Annotated in this window: 21 protein-coding genes; 12 read left to right on the forward strand and 9 right to left on the reverse strand. The window is 66.9% G+C overall.

Translation table 11 applies throughout. The features are described 5' to 3' along the window. Positions 1-50: 50 nt before the first annotated feature. The 5 genes from ilvD (at position 51) to rhtB (ending at position 4,370) form a co-directional block, all read left to right on the forward strand. Complete coding sequence (gene ilvD / locus F464_RS0101170; protein ID WP_018987932.1) at positions 51-1,901, forward strand: dihydroxy-acid dehydratase; 1,851 nt, start codon at positions 51-53, stop codon at positions 1,899-1,901. A gap of 186 nt (positions 1,902-2,087) precedes the next feature. After that, positions 2,088-2,282 carry a hypothetical protein gene (locus F464_RS0101175; protein WP_018987933.1) on the forward strand — a complete coding sequence of 65 codons (195 nt, stop codon included), beginning with the start codon at positions 2,088-2,090 and terminating at the stop codon, positions 2,280-2,282. Between the two features lies 1 nt (position 2,283). Continuing rightward, positions 2,284-2,586 (forward strand): cell division protein ZapA, encoded by a 303-nt coding sequence (locus F464_RS0101180; protein WP_018987934.1) that lies wholly within the window; start codon positions 2,284-2,286, stop codon positions 2,584-2,586. A 331-nt stretch (positions 2,587-2,917) separates the two neighbouring features. Continuing rightward, positions 2,918-3,724: a sulfite exporter TauE/SafE family protein gene (locus tag F464_RS0101185; protein ID WP_018987935.1), complete on the forward strand. Its 807-nt coding sequence runs from the start codon at positions 2,918-2,920 to the stop codon at positions 3,722-3,724. A gap of 31 nt (positions 3,725-3,755) precedes the next feature. Further along, positions 3,756-4,370: a homoserine/homoserine lactone efflux protein gene (gene rhtB, locus F464_RS0101190; RefSeq protein ID WP_018987936.1), complete on the forward strand. Its 615-nt coding sequence runs from the start codon at positions 3,756-3,758 to the stop codon at positions 4,368-4,370. A gap of 92 nt (positions 4,371-4,462) precedes the next feature. Here rhtB and F464_RS0101195 read toward each other — a convergent pair whose 3' ends face one another. The 6 genes from F464_RS0101195 to F464_RS0101220 all read right to left on the reverse strand — a co-directional run bounded on the left by F464_RS0101195 (position 4,463) and on the right by F464_RS0101220 (position 8,199). Next, entirely contained in the window at positions 4,463-5,413 is a 951-nt protein-coding gene (locus F464_RS0101195) for a metal ABC transporter substrate-binding protein (protein ID WP_018987937.1), read from the reverse strand. 16 nt (positions 5,414-5,429) lie between these two features. After that, on the reverse strand, positions 5,430-6,299 hold the full coding sequence (locus F464_RS0101200; RefSeq protein WP_018987938.1) for a metal ABC transporter permease: 870 nt from the start codon (positions 6,297-6,299) through the stop codon (positions 5,430-5,432). After that, positions 6,296-7,054 carry a zinc ABC transporter ATP-binding protein AztA gene (gene aztA, locus F464_RS0101205; RefSeq protein ID WP_018987939.1) on the reverse strand — a complete coding sequence of 253 codons (759 nt, stop codon included), beginning with the start codon at positions 7,052-7,054 and terminating at the stop codon, positions 6,296-6,298. The genes F464_RS0101200 and aztA overlap by 4 nt, the downstream gene beginning before the upstream one ends. Next, positions 7,051-7,269 carry a hypothetical protein gene (locus tag F464_RS27715; RefSeq protein ID WP_018987940.1) on the reverse strand — a complete coding sequence of 73 codons (219 nt, stop codon included), beginning with the start codon at positions 7,267-7,269 and terminating at the stop codon, positions 7,051-7,053. The genes aztA and F464_RS27715 overlap by 4 nt, the downstream gene beginning before the upstream one ends. Before the next feature lie 29 nt (positions 7,270-7,298). Next, complete coding sequence (locus tag F464_RS0101215) at positions 7,299-7,742, reverse strand: Fur family transcriptional regulator (protein WP_018987941.1); 444 nt, start codon at positions 7,740-7,742, stop codon at positions 7,299-7,301. A 91-nt stretch (positions 7,743-7,833) separates the two neighbouring features. Beyond that, a complete protein-coding gene (locus F464_RS0101220) occupies positions 7,834-8,199 on the reverse strand; it encodes a PilZ domain-containing protein (protein ID WP_018987942.1) in 366 nt (121 codons plus the stop codon). A gap of 342 nt (positions 8,200-8,541) precedes the next feature. Between F464_RS0101220 and F464_RS0101225 the strand changes: the two genes are divergently transcribed. The 4 genes from F464_RS0101225 to F464_RS0101240 are packed head-to-tail and all read left to right on the forward strand — an operon-like array spanning position 8,542 to position 13,029. Beyond that, on the forward strand, positions 8,542-10,665 hold the full coding sequence (locus F464_RS0101225; protein ID WP_084600397.1) for a type I secretion system permease/ATPase: 2,124 nt from the start codon (positions 8,542-8,544) through the stop codon (positions 10,663-10,665). Next, positions 10,665-12,083, forward strand: a complete 1,419-nt coding sequence (locus tag F464_RS0101230; RefSeq protein ID WP_018987944.1) for an HlyD family type I secretion periplasmic adaptor subunit — start codon at positions 10,665-10,667, stop codon at positions 12,081-12,083. The genes F464_RS0101225 and F464_RS0101230 overlap by 1 nt, the downstream gene beginning before the upstream one ends. Further along, entirely contained in the window at positions 12,080-12,703 is a 624-nt protein-coding gene (locus tag F464_RS0101235) for a response regulator transcription factor (protein WP_018987945.1), read from the forward strand. Before F464_RS0101230 ends, F464_RS0101235 begins: the two co-directional genes overlap by 4 nt. Continuing rightward, entirely contained in the window at positions 12,703-13,029 is a 327-nt protein-coding gene (locus F464_RS0101240; RefSeq protein WP_018987946.1) for a hypothetical protein, read from the forward strand. Before F464_RS0101235 ends, F464_RS0101240 begins: the two co-directional genes overlap by 1 nt. Positions 13,030-13,061: 32 nt before the next feature. Here the strand turns inward: F464_RS0101240 and F464_RS0101245 are convergent, their stop codons facing one another. Then, positions 13,062-14,978, reverse strand: a complete 1,917-nt coding sequence (locus tag F464_RS0101245; RefSeq protein WP_018987947.1) for a bifunctional diguanylate cyclase/phosphodiesterase — start codon at positions 14,976-14,978, stop codon at positions 13,062-13,064. Between the two features lie 37 nt (positions 14,979-15,015). After that, positions 15,016-15,723: a transglutaminase-like cysteine peptidase gene (locus F464_RS0101250; protein WP_018987948.1), complete on the reverse strand. Its 708-nt coding sequence runs from the start codon at positions 15,721-15,723 to the stop codon at positions 15,016-15,018. A gap of 235 nt (positions 15,724-15,958) precedes the next feature. On the opposite strand from F464_RS0101250, the gene F464_RS0101255 reads away from it, so the two are divergent. The 3 genes from F464_RS0101255 to F464_RS0101265 all read left to right on the forward strand — a co-directional run bounded on the left by F464_RS0101255 (position 15,959) and on the right by F464_RS0101265 (position 19,039). After that, a complete protein-coding gene (locus tag F464_RS0101255; protein ID WP_018987949.1) occupies positions 15,959-17,431 on the forward strand; it encodes a TolC family outer membrane protein in 1,473 nt (490 codons plus the stop codon). A gap of 154 nt (positions 17,432-17,585) precedes the next feature. Beyond that, positions 17,586-18,437 carry an NADPH-dependent 7-cyano-7-deazaguanine reductase QueF gene (queF, locus tag F464_RS0101260; protein WP_018987950.1) on the forward strand — a complete coding sequence of 284 codons (852 nt, stop codon included), beginning with the start codon at positions 17,586-17,588 and terminating at the stop codon, positions 18,435-18,437. Positions 18,438-18,730: 293 nt separating this feature from the next. Then, positions 18,731-19,039: a c-type cytochrome gene (locus F464_RS0101265; RefSeq protein ID WP_018987951.1), complete on the forward strand. Its 309-nt coding sequence runs from the start codon at positions 18,731-18,733 to the stop codon at positions 19,037-19,039. A 66-nt stretch (positions 19,040-19,105) separates the two neighbouring features. On the opposite strand, the gene F464_RS0101270 is transcribed toward F464_RS0101265, so the two are convergent. Beyond that, a complete protein-coding gene (locus F464_RS0101270; protein ID WP_018987952.1) occupies positions 19,106-20,242 on the reverse strand; it encodes an EAL and HDOD domain-containing protein in 1,137 nt (378 codons plus the stop codon). Position 20,243: the final 1 nt, after the last annotated feature.

The following is a 20,243-nucleotide window of genomic DNA, read 5'->3' on the forward strand; positions in this document are numbered from 1 at the left end:
GTGACGCATCGCCGATGCAGCGTGCGCCCGAACCCTGAGTAGAGGACACCATGCCCCAGTATCGTTCCCGTACCTCCACTGCCGGCCGCAACATGGCGGGCGCCCGCGCATTGTGGCGCGCCACCGGCATGAAGGACGGCGACTTCGAAAAGCCGATCATCGCCATCGCCAACAGCTTCACGCAGTTCGTCCCGGGGCATGTGCACCTGAAGGATCTCGGCCAGCTCGTCGCGCGCGAGATCGAAGCCTCGGGCGGCGTCGCCAAGGAGTTCAACACCATCGCCGTCGATGACGGTATCGCCATGGGCCACGGCGGCATGCTGTATTCGCTGCCCTCGCGCGAGCTGATCGCCGACAGCGTCGAGTACATGGTGAACGCGCACACGGCCGACGCGCTGGTGTGCATCTCGAACTGCGACAAGATCACCCCGGGGATGCTGATGGCCGCGCTGCGCCTCAACATCCCGGCGATCTTCGTCTCGGGCGGTCCGATGGAGGCGGGCAAGGTCAAGTGGGAAGCCAAGGTGATCTCGCTCGACCTCGTCGACGCGATGGTCAAGGCCGCCGACAGCGCCTGCTCGGACGAGGAAGTCGACGCCGTCGAGCGTTCCGCCTGCCCGACCTGCGGCTCGTGTTCCGGCATGTTCACGGCCAACTCGATGAACTGCCTCACCGAGGCGCTGGGCCTGTCGCTGCCGGGCAACGGCACCGTGCTCGCGACCCACGCCGACCGCGAACAGCTCTTCCGCAAGGCCGGCCGCACGATCGTCGACATGGCGCGCCGCTGGTACGAGCAGGACGACGCCTCGGTCCTGCCGCGCTCGATCGCGAGCTTCAAGGCCTTCGAGAACGCGATCAGCCTCGACGTCGCGATGGGCGGTTCGACCAACACCGTGCTGCACCTGCTGGCCGCCGCCCGCGAGGCTCAGGTCGATTTCACGATGGCCGACATCGACCGCGTCTCGCGCAAGGTGCCTTGCCTGTGCAAGGTTGCGCCCGCGGTGGCCGACGTGCATATCGAGGATGTGCATCGTGCCGGCGGCATCATGGGCATCCTCGGCGAGATCAATCGTGCCGGGCTGCTGCACGCCGAAGTGCCGACCGTGCATAGCAAGACCCTGGGCGAAGCGATCGCGCGCTGGGACATCATGCAGGCGCACGACAACGCCGTGTTCGAATTCTACAAGGCTGCGCCGGGCGGCGTGCCGACCCAGGTCGCGTTCTCGCAGAACCGCCGCTGGAACGAGCTCGACATGGACCGCTCCAAGGGCATCATCCGCGACCGCGCCAACGCCTTCACCCAGGACGGCGGCCTCGCCGTGCTGTACGGCAACATCGCCGAGAAGGGCTGCATCGTGAAGACGGCCGGCGTCGACGAGTCGATCTGGAAATTCACCGGCAAGGCGCGCGTGTTCGAGAGCCAGGAAGCCGCGGTCGAAGGCATCCTCGGCGACAAGGTCGGGGCGGGCGACGTCGTGATCATCCGCTACGAAGGTCCGAAAGGCGGCCCCGGCATGCAGGAGATGCTGTACCCGACGAGCTACCTGAAGTCCAAGGGGCTGGGCAAGGCGTGCGCGCTGCTCACCGACGGCCGCTTCTCCGGCGGCACCTCCGGCCTCTCGATCGGCCATGCCTCGCCGGAAGCGGCATGCGGCGGCGCGATCGCGCTGGTCGAGGAAGACGACACCATCGAGATCGACATCCCCAATCGCAGCATCCGCCTGGCGGTGAGCGACGACGAGCTCGCCCGGCGCCGTGCCGTGATGGAGGCGAAGGGTAGCCAGGCCTGGAAGCCGGCAAATCGCCAGCGTGTCGTGTCGGCTGCGCTGCAAGCCTACGCGGCGCTGACGACCAGCGCCGACACCGGCGCTGTGCGCGACGTCACCCAGGTGCAACGCTGACGCAACGATAGCCGCCGCCGCAATCCCGAGCGGACTGCGGCGGCGGCATCCCCGGATGCCAGGCGGTTTTGCACGGCGAATGTGATCCGCGTGCATATGGAATGTGTCCGACGGGGGCCGTCGGATGCAGTGTGAGCGTCTTCCTCTGCCTTGACCGCCCCGCAGGTGCCCTCTACCATCCCGCCGATGGACGCTGAACTGAACAAGCTGGAGCATCAGGTCGAACAGATAGTCGGCCTGCTCGAATCGTGCCGGGCGGAAGGGCGCGAGCTGCGCACGCGCGTCGTGCGGCTGGAGGCCGAGAACCGCACGCTGGCCGAAAAGGTCCGTCTCGCGACGGAAAAACTCGAAGGACTGCTCGCGCAACTGCCGGAATCCTGACATGCCCACCGACACCCTCGACATCTCGCTGCTGGGCAAGACCTATTCCGTCGCCTGCCGCCCGGAGGATCGCGAAGGACTGCTCGCGGCCATCGCCTTCCTCGAAGAGAAGCTGAACAGCCTTGCGGCGCGCACCAACGCGTCCGGCGAGAAACTGGCTGTCATGACCGCGCTGAATATCGCGCACGAATTTTTGCAGTTTCAGCACTCCGGCGGGTTTGACATGCAGGCCGCGAAGCGTAGAATCGGTCTCGTGAATGCGCGACTCGATGGAGTCCTAGCGCAGCAGGAAAAGCTTTTCTAACAGGTAGTTAGCGCGGATTGGTGTGTATGTAAGGTCAATCCCCGCTGTGTCGTCGAAGTCGTAGATTCCTTGGACCAATGTCGAGAGACTTGGTCGCGGACCATGGATACCGCAGGTGTGCATGCCCCTAGCCGGGTGAGCCTGATGCGGAAGGAAAGCGACCTCCCTGAACCCCAGGTTCAGGATGCCGACGGAGGCGACACTGCGGGGGCCAAACGAGAGAGGCGCGGATTTCGGTCCGCGCCTCTTTTTTGCTTTTGTTTTTGCTTTGTCCGGCGCCGGAGCCGGAGCGCCGCGGAGCGGATTCCGCGCAGCCTCGGGAAGGGAATTGATGGATTTCGATGTCTGGTGGCTGAGCTACCTCGCGCTGGGGGCCTTCGTCGGATTTTTCGCCGGCCTGCTGGGGGTCGGTGGCGGCGGGATCATGGTGCCGGTCCTGACTTCGCTGTTCGTCGCGCAGGGGATGCCACGCGAGAGTGTCGTGCATCTGGCGCTCGGCACCTCGATGGCGGCGATCGTGATGACCTCCATCGCGAGCCTGCGCGCTCACCACAAGCACGGCGCGGTGCGCTGGGACGTGGTGCGCTTCATCGCGCCGGGGATCCTCGCCGGAACCTTCGCGGGAACCTTCATCGCTTCGCGGATAGCGTCCAAGCCCCTGGCGATCTTCTTCGCATGCTTCATGGCCTACGTGTCGCTGCAGATGCTCGCGAACGTCAAGCCCAAGCCCTCGCGCGAGCTGCCCGGGCCGGTCGGGATGAGTGCGGTGGGGGCCGGTATCGGCGGGATTTCCGCGCTCGTGGCGATCGGCGGCGGTTCGCTGTCGGTGCCTTTCATGACCTGGTGCAACGTGAAGGTGCATCAGGCGATCGGCACCTCGGCGGCGATCGGCCTGCCGATTGCGCTGGCGGGCACGGTCGGCTATCTGGTGAACGGCTGGGGCAGCACGGGAATGCCCTCGTACAGCCTCGGTTTCATCTACCTTCCGGCGCTGGTGCTGATCAGCGTCGTGAGCACCTGGACCGCGCCGCTGGGCGCTCGGCTCGCGCACCGGCTTCCGGTCGCGGTATTGAGAAAGATCTTTGCCGGCGTGCTGATGCTGCTGTCGGCGAAGATGATGCACGCGCTGTTCTTCTGAACGGCGACAAGGACCAGAGGGAGCGGATGCGATGAGCTGGAACATGTGGTTGGCGTTTCTTGCCGCGTCGGTGGTGATCGCTGTTTCGCCTGGGCCTGGTGCGGTGCTGAGCATGGCGACGGGGTTGCGTCACGGCTATCCGGTCGCGCTGCGCGCGATCCTGGGTTTGCAGACGGCGCTGTTGATCCAGCTCGCGATCGTCGTGCTCGGCCTGGGCGCCGTGCTGGCGGCGTCGGCGACGGCCTTCCTGGTCGTGAAGATCGCCGGGGCCGCTTATCTGATCTGGCTCGGCGTGCGCAAATGGCGCGCGCCGGTCGAACTGCTCGAAGACGGTGCGGAGGCGCGCGACGCCCGCGGCATGTATCTGCAGGGCGTGCTCGTGAACCTCACGAATCCCAAGGCGATCGTCTTCATGGTCGCGCTCGTGCCGCAGTTCATCGACCCGCAGCTGCCGCAGTGGCCGCAGTTCTTCATCATCGCGGCGACCATGGTCGGGGTCGACATGATCGTGATGTCCTGCTACGCACTGCTGGCCGGGCGCTGCCGCCGCTGGCTGCGCAGCCCGCGCATGATGAAGGCACAGAACCGCGTGTTCGGCGGGATGTTCGTCGCGGCGGGCTCGCTGCTCGCGGCGTCCTCGCGCTGAGGCGGTCGGGGCGATCAATTACAACCGTTCGCCCCGAGTCCTTCGATTTCGCTCAGGACAGGCTCGGCCCGAACGGTCCCGGGTCGCCGGTCTCAATCGCGGCTACCCGGGGTCATTCCGTCCAATAGCGTACGCAGGTTGTGGCGCATCATCGCCACGTAGGTCGGCGCCGGGCCGTCTGCCGCCGACAGCGCATCCGAATACAGCGTGCCGCCGAGGCGCGAACCGCTTTCCTTGCGGATGCGCTCGATCAGCCGCGGGTCGCTGACGCTCTCGACGAATACCGCGGGCACGTTCTCGCGCCGCAACTGGCGGATGAGCTGCGCGACCCCGGCCGCCGAAGGCTCCGACTGGTTGCTGATGCCGGCCGGGGCGAGGAAACGCACGCCGTAGGCGTGGGCGAAGTAGCCGAAGGCGTCGTGGGCGCTGACGACCTTGCGCCGCTCGGCCGGGACCGCGGCGAGGGCAGTGCGGATTTCGCCGTCCAGCGCCTTCAGCTCGGCGCCATAGCGCGCGGCATTGTCCCGATAGGCCTTCGCGTTCGTGGGATCGGCCTGCACGAGCGCGTCGGCGATGTTCGCGACGTAACGCTGCGTGCGCGCCACGTCCTGCCATGCGTGCGGATCGACGGCGTCCTGATGGGATCCCTTGCCATGGCCATGCGCGTCGTCGTGCTCGTCGGCGGCAGCGATGGGCTCGACGCCCTGGCTGGCGACGAGGAAGCGGCCCTTGTAACCGGCGGTCTGCGCCAGCCGTTCGAGCCAGGGGTCGAATCCGAGACCGCTGGCGACGACCAGTTGCGCGGTACCGATGCGGCGTGCGTCGGAGGGGCGCGGCTGGAAGTTGTGTGCGTCCTGGTCGGCGGCGACGAGCGTCGTCACCTTGATCCTGTCGCCGCCGACCTGGCGGATGAAGTCGCCGAGGATGCTGAAACTCGTGACCACTTCGAGGGGGGCTGCCTGCACGGGATGGGCGGCGAGGCCGAACAGTGCGAGGAGGGGGGCGAGGAGGGAGGGGGAGAGGCGGTGCAGGAGGTGGCGCATGCGATCGTGCAGCAGTTCAGGATTCGAGGTGGGGGCGGCGGTCGAGGCGGGCGCCCAGCATGCCGCCCGGCGCGAGGATGAGCGACAGCACGTACACGATGCCGGCCGCGAGGATGATCGCCGGCCCGGCGGGAACGTCGGCGTGGAAGGAGGCGAGCAGTCCGCCGACACCGCTGATGAAGGCGATGAGGACGGCGAGGCCGAGCATTGCGGGCAGGCGCTTGACCCACAGGCGCGCGGCCGCCGAGGGCAGGATCATGATGCCGACCGCCATCAGCGTGCCGAGGGCGTGGAAGCCGGCGACGAGGTTCAGGACCACGAGCACGAGAAAGCCGTAGTGCGCGATCGGGCTGGAGGCGCTGACGCCGCGCAGGAAGGCCGCATCGAAGCATTCGAGCACCAGCGGGCGATACAACAGCGCGAGCGCGGCGAGCGTCGCGGTCGAGATCGCGCTGATCAGCAGCAGCGAGGCGTCGTCGAGTGCAAGCACGGAGCCGAACAGCACGTGCAGCAGGTCGAGGTTGCGCCCGCGCAGCGACACGATCATCACGCCGGTGGCGATCGACAGCAGGTAGAAGGCAGCCAGGCTGGCATCCTCCTTGAGGATGGACGAGCGTGCGACGAGGCCGGCCGCGAGTGCGACGACGAGCCCGGCGACGATCCCGCCGACGGTCATCGCACCGAGCGACAGGCCGAAGGCGAGGTAGCCGAGCGCGGCGCCCGGCAGGATCGCGTGCGCCATCGCGTCGCCCATCAGGCTCATGCGCCGCAGCAGCAGGAACACGCCCACAGGCGTTGCCCCCAGCGCGAGGGCGAGGCAGCCCGCGAGCGCACGACGCATGAATTCGAAATCGGCAAAGGGCGCGAACAGGGCTTCCGCGATCATGCGGCCTCCGCTTCGGGGCGGTGGCACACCGGAGCGGTGGCGTCGAACTCGCCGGCGAGACGACGGGCCGTGGCGAGGTGTTCGGGGGTGAGGATCTCATCAGTCGGGCCGAAACCGACGCATTCGCGGGCGAGCAGCAGGGTTTCCGGGAAGTGGTGCCGCACCAGCGTGAGGTCGTGGAGGACTGCGAGAATGGTCCGGCCTTCGGCATGCCACTGCAGGATCAGGGCGACGAGATCCTCGATGGTGCGCGCGTCGATCGCGTTGAAGGGTTCGTCGAGCAGCAGGAGGTTGGCGTCCTGCAGCATCATCCGCGCAAAGCGCGCGCGCTGCAGCTGGCCGCCGGAAAGCGTGCCGATCTGGCGCGCCTCGAAGCCTGACAGACCGACCGCGGCGAGGGCCGTGCGCACGCGCTCCGCCTGGCTGCGGCTGAGCCCGCGAAATGCGCCGATCTCGCGCCACAGACCCATCGACACCATGTCGAAGACTGACACGGGAAAACTGCGGTCGAGCTCGCTCTGCTGGGGCAGGTAGGCAATGCCTTCCTTGCCCGCGTTGACGCGGAAATGCCCTTGCAGGGGTTGCAGTTCGCCGGTCAGCGCCTTGAAAAGCGTGGACTTTCCCGCCCCGTTGGGGCCGACGATCGCGACCAGCGCCCCGCGGGCGATGCGGCAGCGGAGGTGGTGAATGGCCGGGTGGCGGTCGTAGCCGAGGGTGAGGTTGTCGAGTTCGAGGATGGCGTCGTGCGTGTTCATGCGAGCGCCCAGCCTACGGTGAGCCACAGCACGGCGGCGGCCGCCGCCGCAAGGGTGATGCGGGCGCCGACGCCGAGCTGCAGCGCGGTGGCGGGGGCGAAAGGGCTCGCGGAAGCGGTGCCGTGCGAATGGCCGCTTCCGTGGTCGTGGTGCTGATGCGTGTGCGGTAGCGCATCGCTGGATATGGCGGGCATGGTCTCGTCGGGTCGGGTCATTGTTGTATCGAGGGGCCGGGCCGGGGGGCTCAGATCTTTGTCCCTCGCTGGCGGCCGCAATCGGCGCAGGTGCCGTGGAACACCAGTTCGGCACGTTCCGGCTGATATCCGGCCGGCAGCGTGAATTGTTCTTCGGGGCGGATCGATTCGAGGCACAGCACGTGCCCGCAGCGGTCGCAGTGGAAGTGCGCGTGATGGCTGCGTGTTTCGCCGCCGGCCTTGAAGCGTCGCGCGCGATCGGGGCCGATCACGCGATGTGCGAGTCCCTGTTCGACGAGCCAGTCGAGCGTGCGGTACAGCGTCACCCGGTCGTGGGGCATGCCGTCCTCCGCAAGCCGCGCCGCGACATCGTCGTGATTCAGCGAGCGTGGGCTGTTCTGCAGGATCTCGAGCACGGCGATGCGCGCGCGCGTGACGCGACCGCCGCAGGCGGCAATCAGATGGGCGGCAGGGGAAGTATCCGGGGTGGGCATCGCGGGTCGGGGGCAGTTAATGCAACATTGTAGCATTAACTGCCCCCGACCCGCTGCCGGGCCGCTCGGTCCTCCGGGGCGATCGCCCTGCTCAGTTCGCCTGCAGCACGCCGAGCTCGCGTTGCAGCAGCCCCGGATCGCCGAGATTGAGTTCCAGCAGCCTGCGCAGATGGGTGATGCTGTCGAGATCGATCTCGCGGCAGGCGAGTCCGACGCAGCCATTTTCGCTGTGTGCGACGTCACCCTCCATGCGGATCGCGGTGCCTTCTTCGTCGAGCGCGATTTCGAGCAGGCAGCGCTCGCCCGGGCCGGGGAGCAGGTCCGATGCGGAGCGGATCAGGGCCCCCTTGAGCGACAGGTCGCGGACTTCGCAAGGGTATTCGCGGTCGCCGGCCAGAAGACGGGCCCCGGTGTTGAAGCGGATGCGCGAGAAATGCCTGCGTTGCGCTTGCGGCATGGCAGAGTCCTTGCGAAATGCATGATTGGGCCGTGCAAACGTGCGCCGGCGCTCAATTCTGGAGCGGACTCGCGGTCGTCGCAAGTGTGCCGCGCGGCACGTGGAGCCGCGCCCCGGATTCGTCGCGCAGTGTGGAGTCTGAGCAGCCTGTCACGTACCGTTTTCCGGGTAAGTGGGAAAATCCACCCGGATGACGCAAATTGTTACGATTGCTGCGAGAATTGCAGACGCGAGCAGACGCGACCGCGTGCGAGTCATCGTGATCACATAGCGAGAAATTGCGTGGCAGAAGTGTTAGACCTCAATGGCGTGTTCGCGCGCCCGGAAAGCACTGCGAAAGAGATGCATGCTGATGCCGATGCGCTCCTCGATTGTCTCCTGCTGATCGCCAGGGCGCACGGTGCGGCGACGACGCCGGATGCCGCGCTGGCCGGCCTGCCGCTGGAAGACGGACGGCTCAATCCTGCGCTGTTCGCGCGCGCGGCGCGGCGTGCCGGGCTGAGCAGCAAGCATGTGCGCTGTGCGCCGGAAAAGCTGAATCCCTCCCTGCTGCCCGCCGTGCTCCTGCTGAAGGGTGAAAAGGCCTGCGTGCTGCTCGGGTGGAGCGATGACGGCGAGCGCGCGCGGGTGGTGTTCCCGGAGCTGGGCGAGGCCTCGGTCGAGCTGACGCGTGCCGAACTCGCGGCGCGGCACGACGGTTACGCGATCTATGTCCGTCCGATGTTCCGCTTCGATGCACGCACGCCCGAAGTGCGCCCGGTCAGGCGCCAGCACTGGTTCTGGGGCGTGATCGCGGAAAACGGACCCCTGTATCGCGACGTCCTGCTCGCGGCCTTCATGATCAACCTGTTCGCGATCGCGATGCCGCTGTTCGTGATGAATGTGTACGACCGGGTGGTGCCCAATCACGCGATGGAAACGCTGTGGGTGCTCGGCGTCGGCGTGTTGATCGTGCTCGCCGGCGATCTCATCCTGCGCACGATGCGCGGCTACTTCGTCGATCTCGCGAGCAGCCGTGCCGACGTGAAGCTGTCGGCAGCGATCATGGAGCGCGTGCTCGGGCTGCGCATGGAGCAGCGTCCCGAGTCGGCCGGCTCTTTCGCTGCGAACCTGCGCGCCTTCGAGTCGGTGCGCGACTTCATCAGCTCGGCCACCGTGGTGGCTTTCATCGACGTGCCCTTCGCGCTGGTCTTCCTGGTCGTCATCGGCTGGATCGGCTGGCCGCTAGTCTTGCCCTTCCTCGTCGGCGTCGCCGTGTTGCTCGTGTATGCAATGACGGTGCAGGGACGCATGCACGAACTCGCCGAAACGACCTACCGCGCGGGTGCGCAACGCAACGCGACGCTCGTCGAGGGGCTTGTCGCGATGGAGACGGTGAAGGCGGTGTGTGCCGAGGGGCCGATCCAGCGCAAGTGGGAGAAGAGTGCGGCCCTGCTGGCGCGGGTCGGCACCCAGCTGCGCCTGCTGTCGTCGACCGCGATGAATGGCGCCGCGTGGGTGCAGCAGGCGGTCAGCGTTGCGATCATCGTGCTCGGCGTCTACCTCATCCGTGACAGCGAACTCAGCATGGGCGGCCTGATCGCATGCTACATGCTGTCGTCGCGCGCGATGGCGCCGATCGGGCAGGTCGCGGGCCTGCTCGTGCAGTACCACAATGCGGCGACCGCGCTGACCTCCCTCGACAAGCTGATGAACCAGGAGGTGGAGCGTCCGGACGACACCAGCTTCATCAGCCGCCAGAGCTTCCGCGGCGAGATCGAGTTCCGCAACGTCGGCTTCCAGTACCCCGGGCAGGAAACCGCCGCGCTGTCCGACATCTCGCTGCGCATTCGCGCGGGCGAGCATGTGGGCATCATCGGCCGGGTCGGTTCGGGCAAGACCACACTGGAAAAACTCATCCTGAGCCTGTACCGCCCGACTTCGGGAGCGATCCTGATCGACGGTATCGACCAGCGCCAGCTCGATCCGGCCGAGCTGCGCCGCCACATTGGCTACGTGCCGCAGGACGTGACCCTGTTCTACGGCACCCTGCGCGAGAACATCACGCTGGCCAGCCCGCTCGCGGACGATGCCGAAGTCCTGCGCGCAGCGGAGACGGCGGGCGTGACGGAGTTCGCCAACACGCATCCGCAGGGGTTCGACATGCAGGTCGGCGAGCGCGGCGCGTCGCTGTCGGGCGGGCAACGGCAGTGCGTCGCGATCGCGCGTGCGCTGATCCATCATCCGCCCATGCTGCTCCTCGACGAGCCCACTGCATCGATGGACTTCACCAGCGAGGAGGAACTGAAGCGCCGCCTGCGCGGTTATGCACAGGGCCGGACGATGCTCATCGTCACGCACCGGACTTCGTTGCTGGAACTGGTCGACCGCATCATCGTCATCGACGGCGGGCGGATCGTCGCCGACGGTCCCAAGGATCAGGTCGTCGATGCCTTGCGCCAGGGTCGGGTCGGGAGGGCCAAGTGATGAGCGAGATCGGCCAGGAGTCGTTCCAGCGTATCGGCGATGTATCGGAGCGGGTCGGCAGGCCGCTCAGGCCGTGGCTCGACCGGATCTTCGCGCGCTTCATTCCCGACGCGTCCGCAAACGGGCGCCTCGACTGGGCCGCGGATGCCGACTGGGCGCTGATCCAGGAGGAGCCGCTGCGCGCGCGCATGCTGCTGCGCGTCGTTGCCCTCGGCCTTGTCCTGCTGCTGTTGTGGTCGGCCTTCGCGTCGGTCGACGAGGTCACGCGCGGCGATGCGAAAGTGATCCCGTCCTCGCAGGTGCAGATCATCCAGAGCGTGGATGGCGGGGTCGTCGAGGAAATGCCGGTGCGCGAAGGCCAGATCGTCGAGGCCGGGGCTCTCCTCCTGCGCATCGACCCGACGCGCTTCGTGGCGTCGCTGGCGGAAAACCGTTCGCAGTACTTCGCCCTGCGCGCCAAGGCTGCGCGGCTGGAGGCGCTCACCGCGGGCACGGCGCTGGACATGCCGCGCGACGTGCTGCGCGAGACGCCCGAGATCGCGGCGCATGAGCGGCGTTTGTATGATTCGACCGTCGCCGAGCTCGATGCCCAGCTGTCGATCGCGCGTCAGCAGCTCGCGCAGCGCCAGCAGGAGCTCAACGAGGTTCGCGCACGCTACGAGCAGAGCAGTAGCGGCCTCGATCTGGTGCAGCAGGAGTTGAACGTCACCCGGCCGCTGGTGAAGTCCGGGGCCGTGTCCGAGGTCGAGATCCTGCGCCTGCAGCGCGACGTCGCACGCCTGCGGGGCGAGCGCGATCAGGCCTCGGCACAGATCTCGCGCATCCATTCGGCGATCTCCGAGGCTACGCGCAAGGTCCAGGAGGTGGAGTTGAACGTGCGCAACCTGCAGCGCAACGAACTCTCCGACACGATGGCCAAGCTTGGCGCCCTGACAGAAGGCGGGCGCGCGCTCGCCGACCGCGTCAAGCACGCCGAAGTGCGCTCCCCGGTGCGCGGAACGGTCAAGCGCCTGCTCGTGAATACGGTCGGGGGCGTCGTGCAGCCGGGCAAGGAAGTGGTCGAGATCGTGCCGCTCGACGATGCGCTGATCCTCGAAGCACAGGTCAAGCCCAAGGACATCGCTTTCCTGCGCCCCGGTCAGAGCGCCCTCGTCAAGTTCACGGCCTACGATTTCGCGATCTACGGCGGCCTCGATGCGGTCGTCGAGCATATCGGTGCGGATACCGTCACCGACGAGAAGGGCAATGCCTTCTACACTGTGCGCGTGAGGACCCTGAAATCGAGCCTGGGCGAAAGCCTGCCGATCATCCCCGGGATGGTGGCCGAAATCGACATCCTTACCGGCAAGAAGACCATTCTTTCCTACCTGCTGAAGCCCGTTCTGCGGGCCAAGGCCAACGCACTGTCCGAACGATGAGCCAGAACATCTTTCTCTGCTCCGAAACGGTCCGCCCGTCGACGCGTTGGCTGGACGCGTTTCCCGAGGGGGGCTGTCATGAGCAGCGGACCCTCGCCGACGCGGCCCGGCCGGGCGACGTGATATGGGTCGAAGCCGGCCACGGCGACTGGCTGGAAAATCTCGCCACTCTCGTGCAGACGTTCTCCGCCTGTCACCTCGTTGTGGTCAGCATGACGCCCGACAGTGCCGAGGCGGTCGCCGCGCTCGATCGCGGTGCCCGGGCTTACTGTCACGCGCTGGCCGTGCCATCCGTATTCAGGGACGTCGAACTGGTCGTGCGCCACGGCGGGCTGTGGGTCGGGCCCGAACTGATGGCCCGTGTCGTCGGCGCCGCCGGCCGCGCCCTCGCACCGCACGCGGAGGCGTCGCAGCCCCTGCTGTCGGGCCGCGAGGCCGAAGTGGCCCATGAGGTCGTCAACGGACTGAGCAACAAGGAAATCGCAGCCAAACTCGGCATCACCGAGCGCACCGTGAAGGCCCACATGGGCGCGATCTTCGAGAAGCTCGGGGTGCGCGACCGGCTGCAGCTGGTGCTGCGCCTGTCCGAACATCGCGACGTGTCGCTGCCGGTGCATTGATGATGTACATAAGACGGGACGAGCAGGGAAAGATCATCGCCGTGAGCCGCGAACCGGCTGACGGCGACGGGTGGAGCGCCGCCGGCGAGGATGACGCCGACCTGCTCGGATTCGGGCGCGACATCATCGAAGGCGCAAACCCGATGGGGGCCTCCGACCTCGGCCTCGTGCGCGTGCTCGAGGACCTGATCGAGCTCCTCGTCGAGCGCTCGCTGATCCGCTTCACCGACCTGCCGGTGCCTGCCCAGCACAAGCTCATGGAGCGTCGCGGCGCGCGTGAGGCCCTGCAGCACCTGAGCCTGCTCGATGACGACGGCGTGATCTGAGCCGCCGTCCGCGCGTCGCCCTCGATGGGGCGCTAGGCCGCTGAACCCTCGCGCACGGCTGGTCCCGTCATGCCGTCGATGCCGAGCGAGGGCAATGCGTCCTGTTCCGCCGCCGATCCCACCCCTTCGGCGATCGTCATCAGCCCCAGCGAATGCGCGATCATGCATAGTCCGCGCAGGAAGGCCTGGTTGCCCGCGTTGCTGTCGATGCCCCGGACGATTGCCGAGTCGATCTTCACGTAGTCGAGCCCCAGTTCGTGCAGGTCGCCCAGTTCGCCGAAATGCGCGCCCACGTGCTCGATGCCGACACGGCAGCCCAGCGGCTGCAAGGCGACGCATAGCGTGCGGAACTCGGCGAGGTGGCGCAGCGCACCGTACTCCGGCACCTCGATCCATAGCCGCTTTGCCGTTGCCGGATCTGTCTGCAGCAAGGTGAACAGTTCGCCGCGGAAGTTCGCGTCGCGCAGGGATTCGGCCGACACGTTGATGCCGCGTTCCCTGCCGTCGTGCGCGATGGCGCGCAAGGCCGTATGCACGACCGCGATGTCGAAGCGCGGCATCAGGCCCAGGCGAGCGGCGTGCGGCATGAAATACCCCGCGGGTTGCCAGTCGCCGTCGAGCAGGATGCGGACCGGCGCTTCGTCGTGCAGCAGGCGTCCGTCATTGGTGACGACCGGATAGGCGCCCAGGCGCACGCCGTCGTGCTCGATCGCCGACAACAGGGCGGCGCGCCACGACTGGAGGTCGGGGTAGGGCGCGGGGGTGCCGCTGCTTTCGACGCGCAGGCTGCGGTCGCCCGTCTGCTCGGCCGTCGCGAGGGCCCCGTCCGCACGGACGAGAACCTGCGAGCGCGTTTCGCCGGTGGTGTAACTCGTCGCCGCGACTGGCAGGGCCACCAGAACGTCCTTCAGGTGCGTGTCGAGCGTCTCGTGGAGCTTCCGTGCCAGTTCGTTCGCAAGTTCGCCCGCATCCTCGCGGCCGGGCGCCAGCAGGGCGAAGTCGCTGCCGTTCATGCGGCCGGCGTCCCAGTTTCCGCTGCCGGTGGTGAACTCGGCAAACCGCTCCCCGAGGTCGCGCAGCAGGCGGTCGGTCGCCTCGCGGCCGATGCGCTGGTTCAGTCCCGCGAGATCGCCCACGCGCGCCAGCACCAGGGTGCCGGCCGCATGCGCATCGTCGCGCGAAAGTGCCGAATCGAGCTGGTTCAGGAACTGGCTGCGATTGAGCAGCCCGGTCATCTCGTCGTGCTGCGTCTGTCGCCGCAGCTGTTCGAGGCGCCGCGACTCCTCCGCGAGTATCGTGCGGACGCGTTCCGACAGGGTGTTCATCGCGCGCACGACGCTGCGGAACTCCCGCGTGCTGGGTTCGGGTGTCGTCACGAAGCGGCGTCCCCCTATCGCCTCGGCCTGCTCGACGACGCGACCGAGGGGGCGCGTGATGTGCTTGATGATCTGCGTGCCGATGAGGCCGGTCAGGATCCCGCCCAGCGCAAACCATCCCAGCAGCTGCAGCGTCCCCTGCCACAGCGCCGCATAGGCGTAGCGCTTGTGGCTTTCCAGCGTGAGCGTGCCGAACTGGTGCCAGCCGTCCTGTACCTGTGCGACGCCCGCATGCGGCTCGATCGGGATCAGGCGGATGAACCATTCCGGAGCGCCGTCGAGCGCACCGGAATACTCGCGCTCCGCGAGAATTTCTCCGGTCGGGCCGGTCAGCCGGATCAGGCGGTAATGTCCCGCATCGAACTGGGCCGAGATCTGCAGCTCCACCGTGACCGGATCCTTCGGCATCTGCGACAGCGACAGCGCGAGTGAGGTCGCGTTGTCGAGGTTCTTCACCTGCAGTTGCTGCTCGAGGTAATGCCGGGCGGACAGCGTGCTCACGATCAGGCTGCCGCCCAAGGCGATGAGCGTCACGATCGCGATGGCGATCCAAAGCTGCTTGATCAGGGACATGACAATGGGTCTCCGGAAAATCTGGCTGTGGCGCCGATCATGGCAAGCCGTCCTCGCGCATGCGTTCGAGCACGTTGCGCCAGCGCGACAGGCGCGTCGTCGGGTCGGCCGACGAACTGCTGGCGCCGCCCACCCACAGGCCCTCGGCATTGAAGCTGAAGATAGGGAACAGGTCGGGCCGGCGCGAGGCGATGCGGATGTCACCGATGAGGTTGTCGAGCACCAGCGGATCCTCCGCGGGCGAGGGGTAATAACCGAGCACCATGTGAGCCTGGGATATGCCGCTGCCGGGCGCACCCATGGTGGCCCGCACATAGATCAGGCGCAGCTTGTCGGCAGGGATGCCCAGCAGGCGCAGGCTCATGTACTTGGCAATCGAGAAGTCCTCGCAGTCGCCGGCCCTGCGTCCGAGCGTCTCCAGGGGCGTGGCCCAGTAATCCTTCTGCTGCCAGATCACGATGTCGTCTTCGAACGCGGTGCGGCGATTGAAGAAGGTGTTCACGCGCTGCAGCTTTTCCTGCTCGTCGAGCGTGGCCGCGTCGCCGAGCATCTGACGCCAGGCGCTGACGGATTCGCCCGCTTCGGGGCCGAAGCGCTCCCTCGCCAGTCGCTGCATGCGGTCCAGGTCCGGCGCCGCGGAAGACAGGCCGAACACCACCACTGCCAGCATCGCCAGGCTGCGCACGAGCGTGGCGATGACGTCCGGCAGGGGGCGTCTTGAGCGCTGGCGGGTGGCTGCTGTCATCGCGTCCGGAGGCAATGTTTGGTTTGCATTATGGTTCATGGACAGCGCCGCCAGCTCCGTCGTGCGGCGTTTTCTCCGAATTTCTCGCCATGAGTGTTGCGTATTTGGCGTTCTCCTGACGATGGGGGCATTAGTATTCTGTTACGAAGCCTGATCGCATAGCCGGGGCGTGCTCGGCGAGGCGATCTTCAGATATCCCCAATGAATAATGGCAAGCATGGCTGGAGGAAGAAAAATGAAAACCTGTCGATCCGTGATCGCGATGGCCGTTCTCGCCGCACTGCCATTCGTTGCTGTCGGCGCCGCCCCGGATGCCTTGCGCGACGCCGCGCGCAAGGCGGTGGTGACCAACCCCGAAGTCCAGGCGCAATGGGACACGTTCCGTGCAGCGCGCGAAGACCAGGAGGTTGCACGTGCCGGCTATCGGCCCCAGGTCGATGCCGTCGCGAGCATCGGTCGCGAGCAACAGCACCACTCGGGTGAAGGCCTCGATGGCACTGATACCTTCACCCATCGCAACCTGACGCTGTCGCTCAACCAGATGGTCTACGACGGCTTCTTCACCCGCAGCGAAGTCGCGCGCTTCGGTTATGCCAAGCTGACGCGCTACTACGAACTGATCGAAGCGTCCGAAGGTGCTGCCCTGGAGGCGGTGCGCGCCTATGGTGACGTCATGCGCTATCGCGAACTCACCCGCCTCGCGCAGGCCAACTACGTGCAGCACAAGCAGATCTACGACCAGATCGCCGAACGCGCCGGTGCCGGGGTCGGCCGTCGCGTCGACCTCGAGCAGGCAACCGGGCGTCTGGCGCTCGCCGAGTCGAATCTGCTCACCGAAGTGTCGAACCTGCATGACGTGAGCGCGCGCTACCTGCGCATCGTCGGCGAGGTGCCGCTGGACGCCATGCCCGGCCTGCCCGTCGGCACCGCGATCGGCCAGATCCCGCCCACCGCGAAGGACGCCCTGCGCACGGCCTTCAACACCAGCCCCGCCCTGAATGCGGTGGTCGAGAACGTGCGCGCCAGCCAGGCGCTCATCGATTCGCGTCGCGCCGCCTTCCACCCCCGCCTGGACCTGCGTGCGCGCCAGGCGCTCGACTACAAGCTCGACGGGTTCGACGGGCATTCGCGCGAAGCGGTGGTCGAGCTGGTGCTCAGCTACAACATCTTCCGCGGCGGCGCCGACGACGCCCGGCTGCGGCAGGCGGGCGACCTGAGCAATCAGGCCAAGGACCTGCGCGAGAAAGCCTGCCGCGACCTGCGTCAGACCTTGGCCATCGCCTACAACGACGTGCAACGTCTGCAGGAACAGATGCGTTACCTCGACCAGCATCAGCTGTCGATCGAAAAGGCCCGCGAAGCCTATCGCCGCCAGTTCGACATCGGACAACGCACGCTGCTCGACCTGCTGGATACCGAGAACGAGTACTTCCAGGCTCGGCGCGCATACGTCAATGCGGGCTACGACCAGGTGATCGCGCAGGCGCGCGCACTGTCGGGCATGGGTCAGCTGATGGGAGCGCTGGGCGTCGTCCGCGAGGATCTGCCGACGCCGGCAGATCTCGGCCAGGACCGCAGCGGCATCGATCCCGAGACGATGTGCCCGCCCGACTCGCCGGTGCCGATGAGCATCGACAAGGCGGCGTTGCTGTCCGAAGCGATGAAGGCTGCGGGTTCGGTGCCCCCGGCCGGCACCAAGGGCAAGTAAGCAAGCAGGTAAGCACGCAAGCGAGGGCCGACAGCCGTTGCCGCCGGCCTCCTCACGGGGGCCGGCGGTTCTGTATCCGTGACGAGCATCCGGCGCGTTGGAACGATCTGTCGCGCCGCCTGTCCATCGGGCGCGATCCCGTACAATCCGCCGCATGAATCCTTCCGTTTCCCCTGCGCATGGTGCCGAGTCTTCGCCGTTAGGCAAGCCCGCCGACTACTGCGACACCTATTCTCCCGGCCTCCTGTTCCCGATCGCGCGCCAGATCAAGCGCGACGAGATCGGCATCGTCCCCGGCAGGCTGCCCTTCGTCGGTGAGGACCTGTGGAACGCGTACGAACTGTCCTGGCTCAATCCGCGCGGCAAACCCGTCGTCGCACTCGCGACCTTCCGCGTGTCGGCCGATTCGCCGCGCCTGATCGAGTCGAAGTCGCTCAAGCTCTACCTCAATTCCTGCAACCAGACCCGCTTCGATAGTGCCGATGCCGTGCGTGCGACCTTCGCGCGCGACCTTTCCGAAGCCGCCGGTGCACCGGTCGCCGTGGACATCCGCCCGCTGGCTTCGGCGCCGGTGCGCGTGATCGCGCCGCCGCCCGGGGAGTCGCTCGACGAGCTCGACATCGACATCGACACCTACCAGCCATGTCCGGATTTCCTGTCCTCGGCGAGCGGCGGAGACGAGGTCGGCGAAACGCTGCACTCCCATCTGCTCAAGTCCAACTGCCTCGTCACCGGCCAGCCCGACTGGGGCTGCATCGTCGTGCGCTACACCGGACCGGCGATCGACCGCGCAGGCCTGTTGCGCTACATCGTCTCGTTCCGCAAGCACAACGAGTTCCACGAGCAATGCGTCGAGCGCGTCTTCTGCGACGTCCTGCAGCGTTGCAAGCCGCGCGAACTTGCGGTCTGGGCGCGTTATACGCGCCGTGGCGGGCTCGACATCAACCCCTTCCGCTCGACGGGTCACTTCCCCCCGCCGGACAACGACGCCGAGGTCCGCCAGTAGCCCCTCGCGGACGGGGATTTTCGTCGCTCGGGCGCGATCGTGTGCGCTTCATCGGTGCGGTCGGGCGGGGCTGCGACCGCACCGTCGCCAAATGTCGGCAGTGCGTGGGAGTTCCGAGGCGCGGCCGTCCGTGTCAACGCCCCGCGGGGGCGCGGCGTTAAATGCTTGGGTCGGACGATCCTGCGAGGCGGCCCGGGACGCCAAAGTGCAAGACACGTTTTCCGGGTAGTCAAGGCGGGGAAGCTTGGTTTAATATCCGGCCGGTTCTACACCACCATCTAAAGGAAAAGAGCATGAAAGTTTTCGTTGCTGCCGCGGTTGCTGCGGGCCTTCTCTCCGCCGCTCCGGCTTTCGCCTCCATGGAACTGGCCAAAGCCAAGAACTGCCTGGCCTGTCACGCCGTAGACAAGAAGCTGGTCGGCCCGGCCTACCAGGAAGTGGCCAAGAAGTACGCCGGTGACGCTGGCGCGGCCGCCAAGCTGGCCGAGAAGATCCAGAAGGGTGGTTCGGGTGTTTGGGGCACGATGCCGATGCCGGCCAACCCGCAGGTCAGCCCCGAAGAAGCCAAGACCCTGGCTGCCTGGGTCCTGTCGCAGAAGTAATCGACTCCGGTCGATACAAAAAAGCCAGCCTGCGGGCTGGCTTTTTTTCGCCCGCTTCTCGGGTGCTCAGGACTGCAGGCTGTCGGCGAAGCCCAGCGCGCCGACGATCGCGCGGTTGATCTGCTCGGGCGCGAGCTGCAGCTCGGTTGCCTGCTTCTGCAGTTCGGTCGCGTCGAAGGACTCGCACAGGCAGGCGAGCTTGAGGAAGGGGGCGTAGGGGCCCTGTTCGAACAGCAGCGCGTCGGTGATCGCCGAGGGCAGGTGCATCTCATCGAGGACGGTCTGCATCGACGTGCCCAGTAGCGCGTTCAGCAGCGAGAACGCGCCGGTGATGAACAGGTTGTCGAGCTCCGACTTGTCGAAGAAGGATGCGCCGATCTGTTCCATGAAGCGTCCGCGTGCGATGGAGGTCTGCATCATCGCCGGTGCGCCGGGATCGCGGCTCGCGCTGACCAGCAACAGCGACAGCCACTTGTTCAGGTTGGTGTAGCCGAGGATGGTCACCGCGTGGCGGAAGGACTGGATCTCGCAGCTCAGGCCGAAGCCCGCCGAGTTGATGTAGCGCAGCAGCTTGTACGACACCGCGACGTCCTGGCGCAGTACCGCCTCGATCTCCTTGATGTCGGCATTGTTACGCACGAGGTTGAGGAGGCGCACGATCTGGGCATGCGCGGGTGACAGCTCCTTGGCTGCCGGATTGCCGTACAGGAAGAACCAGCCCGAGGCGCCGTCGAAGCCCGCCTGGACGGATTCCTGGAAGGCGTTCACGTTGGGCAGACCCCAAGCGAGGGTGATGCCGGGCGAGCCGGCCGGCGTCGCATGCCTACGGCGGTCCATCAGCACGAAGCGCCAGTCGCAGTCGGGCGGCAGGGCAGTCCCCGGGGCGAACCAGCTCAGGCACATGCTGATCCCCGCGTCGCGCAGCTGCGGCAGCAGCGCCTGCGTCTGCGGGTGCGCGAGCGCCTGCGACGGGATTTCGATCATCGCGTTGGGCGGCGCCTGCCAGCTCATCAGCTCGGGAGTGGGAACGAGCCGTCCCAGGCACACGAACACCGTGTGATGCGTCGGCCAGATGTCGGCAAGACCGTTCAGCGTGTCGACCACGGCGCCGATGTTCGGTCCGTGGGCAATGAGCCGGTTGGCCGTGATCGCACGATTCCGGTTGACGACGGGTTCGCGGGTAAGGATCGTGGTCTGGGTCATG

This window comes from Aromatoleum toluclasticum ATCC 700605 (assembly GCF_000378245.1).
In the GTDB taxonomy this organism is placed as follows: domain Bacteria; phylum Pseudomonadota; class Gammaproteobacteria; order Burkholderiales; family Rhodocyclaceae; genus Aromatoleum; species Aromatoleum toluclasticum.